Below are 14080 nucleotides of genomic sequence, written 5' to 3' on the forward strand. Positions count from 1 at the left end.
CGTCGAGCGAACAAGTTAGGCATTCTTTTGTCGGCCGTCAATGAACTGCCGAATATTGAGGCGGGCTGCCGGATCCCGCCCTACGCTGTCCCCGTGACACAGCCCGCCCCGACCGCCGAGACCGGATCGCCCGCCGAACCCGGCTCCTCGCCCCGCCCGCAGTCCCTGATGCTGACCTTCTTCGGCATCCACGTCCTCGGTACCGGAACCGCCCTGTCCTCGGCGAGCGTGATCGACGCCTTCGCGCGCGTGGACGTCGGCGAGGACGCCGTCCGCTCGACCCTCACCCGCATGGTCGGCCGCGAACTCCTCGAACGGCACCGCCGCGGACGCCGGATGTACTTCTCGCTCACGCCCCGGGCCGCGGAGGTCCTCGCCGACGGCCAGGAGCGGATCCACCGCACCGGCGCCGTCAACCGCGCCTGGGACGGCACCTGGACCCTGGTCGGCTTCTCGCTGCCCGAGTCCTGGCGCCGGGAACGGCACGACCTGCGCTCGCGGCTCATGTGGGCGGGCTTCGGCCCCCTGCAGAGCGGCCTCTGGGTGGCCCCCGGCCGGGTCGACGTCGCGCCCATCGCGGCCGAGCTCGGGTTGGGGGGCCGTATCAGGGCCTTCCATGGCGAGGCCGCCGCGCCCACCGAGGCCGGGGATCTGCTCCGTACCGCCTTCGACGTCGACGCCATAGCCGACGGATACCGCGCCTTCCTCGCCCGCTGGGGCGACGGCGCCGCCCCCGGCGAGGCGCGCGACGACCTCGGCCGGCTGCTCCTGCTCCACACCGACTGGCTCGACCTGGTCCGCCGCGACCCCCACCTCCCCGCCGAGCACCTGCCCGCCGACTGGCCCGCCGAGACCGCGGAGACGCTCTTCCGCGACCTCTCCGCCCGCTTCGAGCCGGGGGCCCGGCGGATCGCGGAGGAGATCCTGGACCGCTGGGAGCCGGAGGGGTAGCGGTCGGGGGGTGACTGCCCGGGTGGGCGGGGCGGCGACTGCCCGGGTGAGCCGGGCGCCGGCGGGACGGCCGGGCGCCGGCAGGGCAGTCGCCGCGGGGCGTCCAGGGGCCGGCGGTCTGATCGCCCGGGTGGTCGGGCGTCGCCCGACGGCCGGGAGTCGCCCGACCACCGGGAGTCGACGCGCTGACCTGCGGGGCGTCCAGGAGTCGGCCGGCCCAGGCGCTCTTACGTCAACACCATTGACCTTGTCGTGCGCGGCGGAGTCTCATGGCGGCACTTCGGAGACGCCCCGCGCCCGGGCGTCTCCGCGACCCCGAAGGAATCCCCATGGACCACCTCAGCTCGCTCCGGGACGTCGACCACACCCCGTTCTGGCTCGACGACCCCCGCCGGCCGCAGCCCGCCCCCGCCCTCGTCGGCGGCACCACCTGTGACCTCCTCGTGGTCGGCGGCGGCTACACCGGCCTGTGGACCGCCCTCCTCGCCAAGGAGCGCGACCCCTCCACGGACGTCGTGCTCGTCGAGGCGGACGAGGTCGGCGGCGCCGCCTCGGGACGCAACGGCGGATTCTGCGAGTCCAGCCTCACCCACGGCCTCGCGAACGGCCTCCAGCGCTGGCCCGAGGAGATCGGCCGCCTGGAGCGCCTCGGCCGCGAGAACCTCCAGGGCATCGAGGACGCGATCGAGCGGTACGGCATCGACTGCGACTGGGAGCGCACCGGCTCCCTCGTCGTCGCCACCGAGCGCTACCAGCTCGACGGCCTCGCCGAGGAGGCCGAGGCCGCCGCCCGCTTCGGCGGCAAGCCCCTCCTCCTGGACGCCGACGCGGTCCGCGCGGAGATCGACTCCCCGACCTTCCTCGGCGGCGTGTTCCACCAGGACGACGTCGCCATGGTCAACCCCGCCCGGCTCGCCTGGGGACTCAAGCGGGCCTGCCTCGACCTCGGCGTCCGCATCCACGAGCACACCCCCGCCACCTCGCTCGACGAGCACGGCGCCGTCGTCGCCGTCGACACCCCCTATGGCCGGATCACCGCCCGCCGCGTCGCCCTCGCCACCAACGCCTACCCGTCCCTGGTCCGGCGCCACCGCCCGTACACCGTCCCCGTGTACGACTACGCGCTGATGACCGAGCCGCTCACCGAGGAGCAGCTCGCCTCCGTCGGCTGGAAGCGCCGCCAGGGCTTCGCGGACTGCGCCAACCAGTTCCACTACGTCCGGCTCTCCGCCGACGACCGCATCCTCTGGGGCGGTTACGACGCCGTCTACCACGGTGGCCCGGTGCGCGCCGAGCACGACCGCCGACCCGAGACGTACGCGACCCTCGCCGAACATTTCTTCACGACGTTTCCGCAGCTCGAAGGGGTTCGGTTCAGTCACGCCTGGGGCGGGGCCATTGACACCAGCACCCGCTTCTGCGTTTTCTTTGACACGTGTCACCAAGGGAAGGTCGCCTATGCCGCCGGATTCACCGGGCTCGGCGTCGGCGCCACCCGCTTCGGTGCCGACGTGATGCTCGACCTGCTCGCGGGTGAGCACACCGAGCGCACCGACCTGGAACTCGTACGACGCAAGCCCCTGCCGTTCCCGCCCGAGCCCGTCCGCTCGCTCGGGATCAACATCACCAGGTGGTCGATGGCGCGGGCCGACCGGAACGAGGGGCGCCGCAACCTCTGGCTGCGCACCCTCGACCGCTTCGGCCTCGGCTTCGACAGCTGACCCGCCCCCCCTCGCACCACCGCACCGCCTGCCCCGCTCGCGCTTGACCCGTCGCACGCCCGCCTCCCGGGGGCCGCGGCCGAGGAGAACGACATGAACGCATCCGAAGTCCGGCCGGTGCCACCGGCCGAGTCGGAGCCGCAGACCTCCGGCCCGGCCGCCGCCGGCCGGGGCGCCCTGTGGCGCCTGATGCCCATGCTCACGGTGGCCAACGCCGCCATGTACATGGTCTACATGGGCATCGGCGCGGTGCTCCTGCCCGTCCAGGTCGAACTGGTCGACCCGGCGGACAAGGTCGCCAACTTCGGTCTCGTCTCCGGTGTCGCCGCGATCTTCGCCACGCTGTTCAACCCCCTGGCGGGTCTGCTCTCCGACCGCTCCGGACGGCGCAACCCGTGGATCCTGGGCGGCGGTCTGGCGGCCCTCGGCGCGCTCGCGCTCCTCGGCGCCGCCCGCACGGTCCTCCTCGTCACCATCGCCTGGTGCCTCGTCCAGGCGATGATGAACATCTACCAGGCCGCCCTCACCGCCGTCGTCCCCGACCGCGTCCCCGTCGAACGACGCGGCCTGGCCTCGGCGATGGTCGGCATCGGCACCCCCATCGGCTCTGCCGTCGGCATCTCCACCGCCGCGCTGTTCGTGCCCTCCGACATCCCCCTCGGCCACCTCGTCTTCGGCGCGGTGATCGCCGGCGCGGCCGTCCTCTTCACCGCCGTCGTACGCGAGCGCAAGCGGCCGGCGGGCGAACCGGTGCCGCTGAGAAGGCAGTTGGCCGCCTTCGCGGACACCATGAAGTCGGCCGACTTCCGCTGGGTCTTCATCGGCCGCTTTCTGATGATGCTCGGCTTCTTCTCCGTCTCCCTCTTCCAGATGTACATCCTCCAGGACCACATCGCCCTCCCCGAGGGACTCGATCCCACCGAGGCCGTCGCCTTCATCGCCCCGATCGACGCCGGCGTCACCCTGCTCGCCACCGTCCTCGGCGGACTGCTCTCCGACCGCATCGGCCGCCGCAAGCCCCTGGTCGGCATCTCCTGCGCCCTCTCCGGCCTCGCGATGGTCGTCCCGGTCGTCAAGCCCGACTGGACCGGCATGCTGGTCTTCACCGTCATCGCGGGCCTCGCCTTCGGCTGCTACATGGCCGTGGACACCGCCCTCGTCACCCTGGTCCTGCCCAGCGCCGACGACGCGGCCCGCGACATGGGCGTCCTCAACGTCGCCAACGCCGGCCCGCAGATCCTCGCCCCGTTCCTGGCCGCGACGCTCGTCGGCGCGATCGGCTACGACGGGCTGTACCTCACGGCCGCCCTGATCACCCTGGTCGGCGCGGCGGCGGTCGTCCCGATCAAGTCGGTGCGCTGAGCGGTACGTCCGCACGGCACCACCCCCGGACTCGCGGCCGTCCCGGAGCCGCGACGCCGGGCGGCGCGACCTGACCGAGCGCCGCCCGGCACCCCTCCCCACCGAAGGGACCACGCCCATGTCGTCGAAGACGTCGACCACGCGAAGAATCGGACTCGCGGCCCTGGGGGCCGCGCTGCTCGCCGCGACGGGAGTGACCGCGTACGCCACCACGCCCGAGAAGGCCGCCCCGCTCCCGCTGGCCGGGATGCGGATCCTGATCTCCGACGACGACTCGATGCAGGCGGCGAAGGCGAGCAACTCCGACGGCCTCGGCCTGTACGAGCTCCGCCGCGCGATGTGCGCCGCCGGGGCCGACGTCGTCGTCATGGCGCCCTGGCAGGTCCAGTCCGGCAAGGGCACCGCCGTCACCAACGGCGGCGTGCTCACCGCCCAGCGCCGCACCGCCCTGCCCGCCGGCTACGAGGACGACTGCGCCCAGGCCCCCTCCGGGGGAGCCGTCTACGGCGTCTGCCTCGCCGACGGCTCCTGCACGAAGGACTCCCCGTCCGCCACCCCCGCCGACACCGTCAAGCTCGCCCTCCGCGCCGGCCTGAAGGCCAAGGCCGGCTGGACCGGGGCCCCCGACCTCGTCCTCACCGGCATCAACTCGGGACCCAACGTCTCCGCCCAGGTCAACGACTCCGGGACGGTGGGCGCCGCCGTCGCCGCGATCGACCAGCACGTCCCCGCGATCGCCTTCTCGTCCGCCGGCGACGAGACGAACACGTTCTTCCCGCGCGTCAACTACCGCGCCAACGCCGAGTTCGGCGCCCGCTTCGTCGCGGGCCTCCGGCAACGCGGGCTGCTCACACCCGACTTCGCCCTCAAGGTCGACTACCCCGACGTCAGCACGGGCACCCCCGCCGGCCCGCCCCTCTGGACACGCGTCGGCCACGGACAGGTCGTCTGGCACGCCTACGAGCAGACCGGCGAGAACTCCTTCGCGATCGGCCTCGGCCTCTGCGAGGAGAAGCCGGGCGATCCGTGCACCGAGACGGTGAAGGACGCCGACTCCACCGCCCTGTTCCGCGACGGCCGGATCGCCGTGGCACCGGTGACCGCCGACCGCACCTACGGCGTGCGGGAACCGCACCCCGAGACGCTGCGGAAGATCCGCGCGTACGTCGAACGCGACGCCCCTCGCCGCTGACGCTTCGGGACCCCGCCTCGGCGGAGGGGAGCCCGGCCTGGTCGACTACTCCCATGCGCCGAACCCGCCTCGCCCTTCCCGCCGCCCTCACCGGCCTCCTGCTCCTCACCGCCTGCGGTGCCGAGTCCCGGGGAGCCGCCGGGGGCGGCGGCGCCACCGCGACGACGGGCTGCGGGAAGGGGGACCGCGTCTCCGCCGCTCCGGGCGATGACGGCGTCACCGTCCTCGCCACGGGCACCGGTCCCCGCCCCTGCGCCGCGTACTCCCTCACCAGCCGGGAGACCGAACCCTTCACCTACACCGTCACCCTCCAGTTCCTCTCGGAGGCGGGGCAGGCGCTCACCAGCGTCGAGGACACGGCCCCGGCCGTCGCCCCCGGGGCGACCGTCCGGCGCACCGTCACCGCGGACGACCTCCCGCCCGGTGCGTCCGGGACCGCGCGCGTGAAGGTCGTGAAGGTGCGGAGCGTCCCGACGTCCGAGGCACCGTCCGAGGGCGGCGTCTGCCCGCCCTCGGGTGTGCGCGTGTACGCCGACCAGGGCGACGCCGCCATGGGCCTGCGCGTCGTCGGCCTCCACCTGGAGAACTGCGGCACCGGCACGTACCGGCTCCAGGGCCACCCCCGCGTCGAACTCCGGGACGAGGACCACGAGCCCGTCGAAGGCGTGACGGTGCTCAAGGGCGGCGAGGCCGTCGCCACGGGCACCGGAGCCGACGGCCCTGCCCTGCCGCTCGCGCTCGAGCCCGGCGAGCGGGCGTACGCCGGGCTCGTCTGGCGCAACACCGTCGAGGCCGGCATGCCGGTGAACGCCCCCTACGCGCGCGTGTGGGCGAAGCCCGGCGCCGCCCCGGTGACCGTGACCCCCGAGCTCGACCTCGGCACCACGGGCAGGCTCGGCGTCGGTCCCTGGAAGAAGGAGGACGACCGCTGAGCCCGCCGCACCCCGTCAGGCGTACGTGAACACCCCGGCCATCCGGGTGTCCGGGTTGCTGCTCATCCCGACGATCGCGCCGCCGTCGGCACGGTTCACGCGCGCGTGCGCGCCCGCGTAGCCGTCGTCGGTGAGGAAGAAGCCGAGCGCCGCGATCCAGTCCTCCACGGTCCCGGTCGCCGGGTCGTACACGGGCTCGGGACGCGGCACGACCCGCTCCTGCGCCACATAGCCGCCGCGCTCGACCGCGAGGTCCAGGGCCTTGGACCACTCGGCGTCGGTGCACTCCCAGCCGACGAAGGTGTCCAGACCGCCGTACCCGGCCCCGGGCTTGAGGATCAGCCGTTCCCGCCGCTCCCGGCAGAGCTCGACCAGCTCGACCAGCTCGGACGGCTGTACCGGCTCGCCGGGACCGGAGGCGCGCAGCGCCCGGCTCCACGGCAGCACCCGGTCGACCAGGGCCCGCTCGCCGGCGTCGAAGGCCCCGGCCGACCGCGGGTCGGACAGGAGGGCGAGCGCGCTCTTGTGGGAGTAGAGGCCGCTCTCCAGCGAGGTGAACAACACGGTCCTGCCCGCCTCGTGGGCGCGGAAGAACGGCTCCGCCACCGCCGGCCCCTCCGGATCGTCGAGCAGCTGGCTCGCCGCGAAGTTCCGGAGCACCAGGTCGAGCGGAGTGCCGTCCAGGGTGAGTTTTCCGTCGGCACGCGCGCGTACGTCGCCGATCTCGCCGATCCGCAGGTCGAGGCCCTGCTCGGCCATCGCCTCCTGGGTGGCGCGCATCAGCCGGCCGTACGGGCCGACGCCTCCGCGCCCCTCGATGAGGCCGATGACCGGTTCGGAGGAGCCGGACAGGGCGGGGCGGGCGCGGTCGCGCAGGACGGCGGCCGTCCGCGCGGCGATGTCCACGTGGCCGAGGCCGTGCTCGCGCGCGAAGGCGGCGAACTCGGGGACCCGCAGCAGCGCCTGGTCGAAGACGTCCATGTCGAGGCCGCCGACCTCGCTGCCGAGGTTGAACTCCAGGAGCTTGAACGCCGTGCCGTCGTGGTACGCGTCGGCACGACCCAGCTTGGCGGGGACGCCGGACCCGGCCCGGCGGAGCAGCGCCACCAGCGCCGGTTCGAGCCCGATCGCCGCCGCGTACCGCTCGACGTCCCCGTCGAAGAGCCGCTCCGGCAGCGAGAGCAGGAGGCCGAACAGTCCCTCCAGGTCCCGCGCGAACGCGGCCGTCTCCGAGGCGGGGACGAACCAGGGCCGGGGCAGCAGGTGCGGGCGCCACGCCTCCTCGAAGGCCGGAGGCAGCTCGGCCCGCGCGACGGCCGTCGCCAGGCCGCCGTCCCCGCGCAGGCACTCGTCCGTGTATATCCGGCTCAGTTCGGTCATCGGTGTCGCTCGCCTCTCGTCGAAGAGATCGGGTCCGTGCTCCGAGCGGCGAGCAGGGTACCTCAGTAGCCGACGCGCACCTCCGTGACCGCGTGACGGTCCGTCAAACCGCCGGTGCCACCGGAGAATCCGACCAGGACGTTGTTGGGGAGCGTCAGCGCCACGTCGATGACCTGGGTGCCGTCGACCAGGACGACGAGGCGGCCGGCGCCGGTGACGTTCACGTCGATCACATGGCTGCCCGTACGCAGCGCGGGCACGGCCGTCGAGGTGGCCGCGTACTGGAGGGTGGTGCCCGAGCCGCCGGTCGCGACGCCCACGAAGTTCGACGACGGCTCCCCGGCGTTGCGGTACGTGTCCAGGGTGACCGCCACGCCGGGCAGGCCGGCGAAGCCCAGGCCGCCGCCCCCGCCGCCGAGGGCGGTGGGCGTCGCACGGGACGCGTCGAGGAGCATGAGCGCGAGCCCGTCGGCGCCGGTGCCGCCCGAGAGGGTGGCGGTGAAGCGGGCCCGCAGCCGCGCGGACGGCACCGCGGTGGCCTGGACCGCCGAGCCCTTCAGATAGGCCTGGGCCGGGGTCAGGACGAGCGTGGTGCCCGAGAGGGCCGCGCTGCCGTTGTACGTCCAGCCGTTGGGGCCCGGCGGCGGCACGGCGTACGAGGAGGCGGTGATCGTCGCGCCCCGCACGGCGTGGATGTCGGTGATGCTGCCCGTCCCGCCGGTGAAGGCGAGCAGGGCGGTCGGGGTGAGCGAGGCGACCGTCGTCCGCAGCCGCTGGGTGCCGTCCACGGAGACCGTGACCGTCTTGCCAGCGACCGAGACGGCGACCGTGTGCGTGCCCGACCGCAGGTTCGGCACGTTCGTCGTCGTCGACGCGTACGTGAGGGCCGAGCCGCTGCCCCCGGTGGCGATGCCGACGAAGTTGGCGGACGGATCACCCGCGTTCTTGAACGTGTCGAAGGCGACGGCCACGCCCGGGAGGCCGGTGTACCCGAGGCCGCCGCCGACCCCGCCGAGCGCGGACGGCGTGGTCCGCGCCGGGTCGAGCAGCGAGAACGTCATGCCGTCGGCGCCGGTGCCGCCGCCGATCACCGTGGTGAACGAGGCCTTGAGACCGTCCGTCAGGACGGGCACGGGCCAGACCGCGGAACCGCGCTGCGAGGCGCTCGCCTGGGTCACCTGGAGGTCGTTGCCGGAGATCCGCGCGGAGCCGTTCAGCTTCCAGCCGCCCGCGCCGGGCGTGGGGACGGTGACCGTGGTCCCGGCGACACCCGAGCCGGTCAGGGCCTCGTTGTGGGAACCGCTCCCGTCGTCGGAGGTCAGCTCGTACGCGGCCGTCACCGCGCCGATGGACGTGGGGGAGAAGGTGACGGCCTGGTGGACCACGTCGTCCGGGCCGAGGACCTGGCCCTCGCTGATCGGATTCGTGACCTGGAAGGGGGCCGCCGGAGGCTTCGCCTTGGTGATGGTGAGAGGGATGTTGCCGGTGTTGCTGATGTCGAAGGTCTTCGTCACGGACTCGCCGACCTTCACCTGGCCGAAGGCCGTCGAGGTCGGGGTGATCGTGAGCTGCGCCTCACCCGTCACGGCGGTGCCGCTCAGAGCCACGGACACCGTGCCGTTCGTGCTGCCGACGGCGAGCGTCCCGGTGTCCTGGGCGGCTGCCGTCGGCGCGTACGCCACCTGCACGGTGACGGACTGCCGCGGCGGGACGACCGTGCCGGCGGCCGGCGGGTCGGACACGGTGAAGGGGCTGGACGGCAGGGAGACCGAGGAGATCGTCTCGTCGGCCGTCCCCGTGTTCGTGAACGTCACGCCGAGCGTCTTCCGCGTCGTCGTGGCCACCGTCCCGAAGTCGAGGGCCGCCGGGGTCGCGAGGAGGCCCGGCCGGGTCCCGTACCCGGTGAGACCGAGCGCGCTGTCGCCGAGATCGGTGGCGAAGGTCAGGGACGAGGTGTCGGGCCCCGGCGAGGTCGGCGAGAACGACACCTGGACCGTATGGGTGTCGCCCGTCCGCAGCGTACGGGGCAGCCCCGCCGACGACGCCGAGAACGCGCTGCCCGCCGGCGTGCTCACCCCCGTGATCGTCACGTCCCGCGTCGCCGTGACGGTGGCCGTCGCCGTCCCCGTCGACCCGACCGCGACCTCGCCGGCGTCCACCGGAGCACCCGTCAGAGCGGCGTTGGCGGGACGGCCGAAGGCCATCACCTTCCCGTCCCGCGTCCCCACGTACACCCGACCGCCATCGGTGGCCGGCACCGAGAACTTCGAGGCCGTGCCGATCGGTGCCGACCAGCGCAGCCGCATCGCCCCGCTCACGGGCACCGCGTCGTACGCGCGCAGCTGCCCGTTGGCACCGTTGGCCCCGTCCGACGCGACGGCCCACACCAGCGCCGTACCCGGATTCGTCCCCGTGGACGTCACCACGGGAGAACCCGAGGTGTAGCCGAACGTCTGGGTGCTGCTGCCCGTGTTGGTGAGCCCGGGCAGCCCCGAGCCGGTGAGCCCGTACGCGAACGCCCGCAGCGGCCCCCGGCTGCCGATCGTGTACACGTAACCGCCCTGCCCGCCGTACACCGCGGGATGCCCCCAGACGCCCTCGTACGGACCGAAGGTGCCCAGCACCTTGTCCGTGCCGCCGGGGCCCTGGCTCCGGCCGCCGAGGTCGTCCCGGTCGAGCAGGAACAGCCGTCCGTCCTTGCCGATCTGGACGAGGAGCCGCGGATACCGGCTGGTCCCGAAGAGCGGCTCGGGGAGCGCGACCGGGCCGCCCGAGCCGAGGTCGGTGTCGTTCTGGTCGAGCACCGGCGCGTCGGACGGGCTGAAGAAGTCCTGCGCCGACATCGTGCCGTCGCTGTTCACCCCGAGCCGGACCACCGACTCCGCGAGCTGCCCCGGCGGCTGGTTGCCGGGGCCGGGCGCGGGGGAGACCCCGTTGCCCGTCGAGAACACGATCCGGCCGGGACCGTCGGAGACCAGACCGCCCCCGCTCATCCAGATCCCCGCCATGCCGTTGGCGGAGGAGTCCTCGGTGGCCCAGAGCGTCGTCTTCCGGGTCGACGTGTTCACACCCATGACGTAGCCCACGTACGGGCCGCGGTCGCAGTGCGAGGCGAACGCCGCGTACACCGAACCGCCCATCAGGAGCAGCCCCGGCCGCTGCGCCGCGGTGTACGGGTTGAACGCCCGGCCCGGATCGTTCACCGGCGCGCCCGCCACCTTCACGGGCCAGCCGGCGCGCTCGGCGCCCGTCGCCGGGTCGAGCGCGTGCACGTACCAGTTGGGATGCTGGGCGTCGGCGCCGTCGTTCACCTTGGCCGTGAGGTACACGGCGTTGCTCGCCGGGTCGTACACCGGCGTCGAGGTGACCCCGATGTTCGGCACCAGGTCACCGCAGTTGATGGTGGCGGCGGGCCAGGGGGCGCCGAAGTCCTTCGTCCAGCCGATCGCGCCGGTGGCGGCGTCGATCCCGTACACCTTGTTGTTCTCGGTGGCCGCGACCAGGGTGCGCCCCACGACCAGCGGCTGCGCGTAGACCTGGCCGTCGACGCTCGTGGAGAACTGCAGGCCGAAGTCCGAACTGGACACCTGGTCGGGCGCGAGCCCCGGCTCGTCCCGGTCCCAGCCGGTGCGCAGATCGTCCTGGGAGATCGTCGTCTGGTCCGCGGAGGGCGCCAGGGGGAGCGCGGCGGCGACGGCGGCGTCCGGTGGCCCGGGATCGGCGGGGACCGCGGTCCCCGCGGCCGTCCCCCCGAGGAGGCCCACCGTGAGCGACATCGTCATCAGTCGGGCGATCGCCCTGCGTCGGCCGGCCATCTCTCCCCCTTCAGGTGGGCGCACGAGGACGAAGACCGGGACGCTCCGCCGGCCTCATCGTGAACCGGCCGTCTCGCGCGAACGCCATGATGTCCGGTTCCGCCGCGCAGGTCCACCCGATCGGAGGGCGGCCCGAACGGTCTCCCGACGGTCCGTCACGTCCGGGGGCGTTAGCGGAACGTGAGCGAGACGTGAGCGGCGCTCGGCAAGGTGGTGCGTGTCGGCAGGCCAGGGAGGCGTGACCACCCGCCCGGGAGTCCTGCCGACGCGTTCCGAGGCACAGACCGGAACGCGCAGCACCGAGGCGGGCGCCGTTGCGGCCGTCGTCCTGACGGGAGCCGTCGTGGGGGTGGCACCGGCCGGGACACGTCCGGGCCGCCGGGGAGGCGGCCGTCCGAACCGGCCCTGACCGGTCGGGGCACGGGACGGGCCGTGGGGGCCCGCCCAGCGCCCCGGCGGGCCAGGGCCCCTCGGCGTCCCCGGGCCAGGACGACCTCCCTGGTGCCAGGACCACCCAGAACGACGACCACCCCACCTCCAGGAGGCATCATGCGACGACGTACCTTCCTCAAGGGCTCGCTGCTGGGCGCGGCGGCCGCCGCGGTCCCGCTCGACACCCTGCTCGCCACCGGCGCCTCGGCGGCCGAACCGGCGCCGGTCACCTCGCTGAGCGCGCTGCAGAGCGCGATCGACCGGGCGGTCCCCGGCGACCGGATCGTCGTCGCCGACGGCACGTACACCGTCCCCTCGGGCGGCGCCATCGACGTCTCGGGGCGCAGCGGCATCACGATCGTCTCGCAGACCCGCGGCGGCGCCGTCCTCCAGGGCGAGCGCAGCTTCGTCCTCGACGGCGCGAGCGCGGTCACCATCAGCGGATTCGCCCTCCGGCAGAGCGGCACCCTGGAGATCCCGGCCGGCACCACGGGCATCCGGCTGACCCGTAACGACATCCGGTTCGCGGACGTGGACGGCCTCGACTGGGTCCTCGTGGAGGGCGACGACGCCAAGATCGACCGGAACCACTTCCACGACCGCACCACCCAGGGCATCTTCCTCGTCGTCGACGGCCCCGGCACGACCGCCATCGCCCAGCGCCTCCACGTCTTCAAGAACCACTTCTCCGACCACCGTTACGCGGGCGCCAACGGCGGCGAGTCGATCCGGCTCGGCGTCAGCAGCCGCGCCCTGTCCGACGCCGACGCGACCGTGGAGTACAACCTCTTCGAGCGGTGCGACGGAGACCCCGAGGCCATCTCGGTGAAGTCCTCCGGCAACACCATCCGGTACAACACGGTCCGCGACAGCCAGGGCGGCATCGTGCTCCGCCACGGCAACGGCTCCACCGTCGACGGCAACTGGCTGCTCGGCGGCAAGGAGGGCATCCGCCTCTACGGCAACGACCACCTCGTCGTCAACAACCACCTCGCCGGCCTCACCGGCCGCGCCCTGGTGATCGGCAGCGGCACCACGCGTGACCACCACGAGGGCGAGACCACCGAGGAGCGGCGCGGCAACGACGCCTGCGACCGCGCGGTGATCGTGCACAACACCCTGCGCGCCAACAAGAGTTCCCTCTCCGGCGAGACCCGCGCCTACGAGCCGCGTGACGTGGTCGTGGCCGACAACCTCCTCGTCGGGGACAGCGGCAGCCTCGTCGCGATGGGGGCGACCACCGGCTTCACCTGGCAGAGCAACATCCTGTGGGGCGCGGCCTCCAACGGCACGATCCCCGCAGGCGGTTACACCCGCGTCGACCCGCGCCTCGTGCCCTCGTCCGACGGAATCCTCCGCCTCGCGGCCGACAGCCCCGCGATCGGCGCCGCGACGCTCACCACGACCCCGGTCCCCGAGGACATCGACGGCCACGTCCGCGGCACGGCCCGGGACATCGGCGCCGACGAGTACTCGACCCTGCCCCCGGTCCGCCGCCCCCTCACCCCCACGGACGTGGGCCCGAACGCCTCCTGACCCCTAGGGCCTGTCCGGCTGTATTGATCACGAGCGTTGTTGACACGGCCGTGGTCTTGAACATGGCGAAGACCTCCGGTGTGGTGGGAGCCGTCTAGGAACTCACCGCCCGGAGGTCTTCGTGGCCCACCGTAATGCCCGGCTGACCGGCTTCGGTAGGAGACTGCTGGTCGAACGCGTCTGCGACCTGCGACGGAGCCGCAAGCTCGGCCCGGCCCGGATCGGCCCGATCCTGGGCCTGCCCGCCTCCACCGTGCACCGGATCCTGACCCGCCACCGGCTCAACCGGCTCGCCTGGCCGGACCGGCCGACCGGCACGGTGATCCGCCGCTACGAACGCGACCGTCCCGGCGAGCTGATCCACGTGGACGTGAAGAAGCTCGGCCGGATCCCCGACGGCGGCGGCCACAGGACCCTGGGCCGCCAGGCCGGCCGGGCCACCCGCAGCAACATGGGCTTCGACTACATCCACTCCGCCGTCGACGACCACTCCCGTCCGGCCTACAGCGAGATCCACGGCGACGAGAAGGTCGCGACCTGCGCGGGCTTCCTGATCCGCGCGGCCGCGTTCTTCCACTCCCAGGGCATCGACCGGATCGAGCGGGTCTTGACCGACAACGCCTGGGCCTACCGCAAGGGCCTGGCCTGGAAGGCCGCCCTGGCCGGCCTCGGCGCCACGGGCAAACTCACCCGCGCCTACCGGCCGCAGACCAACGGCAAGGTCGAACGCTTCACCCGCGTCAACAACGCTGCAGGTCA

Annotated in this window: 8 protein-coding genes and 1 pseudogene; 7 read left to right on the forward strand and 2 right to left on the reverse strand. The window is 73.4% G+C overall.

What is annotated here, in order from left to right; translation table 11 throughout:
• Nucleotides 1-93 precede the first annotated feature (93 nt).
• From GGE06_RS07020 to GGE06_RS07040, 5 genes are all read left to right on the forward strand, one after another.
• Complete coding sequence (locus GGE06_RS07020) at nt 94-951, forward strand: PaaX family transcriptional regulator (RefSeq protein ID WP_312883048.1); 858 nt, start codon at nt 94-96, stop codon at nt 949-951.
• 329 nt (nt 952-1280) lie between these two features.
• A complete protein-coding gene (locus GGE06_RS07025; RefSeq protein ID WP_184930287.1) occupies nt 1281-2672 on the forward strand; it encodes an NAD(P)/FAD-dependent oxidoreductase in 1392 nt (463 codons plus the stop codon).
• A gap of 93 nt (nt 2673-2765) precedes the next feature.
• On the forward strand, nt 2766-4034 hold the full coding sequence (locus GGE06_RS07030; protein ID WP_184930288.1) for an MFS transporter: 1269 nt from the start codon (nt 2766-2768) through the stop codon (nt 4032-4034).
• A 118-nt stretch (nt 4035-4152) separates the two neighbouring features.
• Nucleotides 4153-5226: a 5'/3'-nucleotidase SurE gene (gene surE, locus GGE06_RS07035; protein ID WP_184930289.1), complete on the forward strand. Its 1074-nt coding sequence runs from the start codon at nt 4153-4155 to the stop codon at nt 5224-5226.
• A gap of 53 nt (nt 5227-5279) precedes the next feature.
• A complete protein-coding gene (locus GGE06_RS07040; protein WP_184930290.1) occupies nt 5280-6158 on the forward strand; it encodes a DUF4232 domain-containing protein in 879 nt (292 codons plus the stop codon).
• A 15-nt stretch (nt 6159-6173) separates the two neighbouring features.
• On the opposite strand, the gene GGE06_RS07045 is transcribed toward GGE06_RS07040, so the two are convergent.
• Nucleotides 6174-7538, reverse strand: coding sequence for a hypothetical protein (locus GGE06_RS07045; RefSeq protein WP_181924414.1), 1365 nt, complete (start codon nt 7536-7538; stop codon nt 6174-6176).
• A 62-nt stretch (nt 7539-7600) separates the two neighbouring features.
• Nucleotides 7601-11353: a choice-of-anchor D domain-containing protein gene (locus GGE06_RS07050; protein ID WP_184930291.1), complete on the reverse strand. Its 3753-nt coding sequence runs from the start codon at nt 11351-11353 to the stop codon at nt 7601-7603.
• A gap of 549 nt (nt 11354-11902) precedes the next feature.
• Between GGE06_RS07050 and GGE06_RS07055 the strand changes: the two genes are divergently transcribed.
• Complete coding sequence (locus GGE06_RS07055; RefSeq protein ID WP_116157358.1) at nt 11903-13321, forward strand: polysaccharide lyase 6 family protein; 1419 nt, start codon at nt 11903-11905, stop codon at nt 13319-13321.
• A 121-nt stretch (nt 13322-13442) separates the two neighbouring features.
• Nucleotides 13443-14060 (forward strand): annotated as a pseudogene (locus GGE06_RS07060) (DDE-type integrase/transposase/recombinase); the annotation flags it as partial.
• Nucleotides 14061-14080: the final 20 nt, after the last annotated feature.

The sequence above is a fragment of the Streptomyces nymphaeiformis genome (assembly GCF_014203895.1).
Lineage (GTDB): Bacteria > Actinomycetota > Actinomycetes > Streptomycetales > Streptomycetaceae > Streptomyces > Streptomyces nymphaeiformis.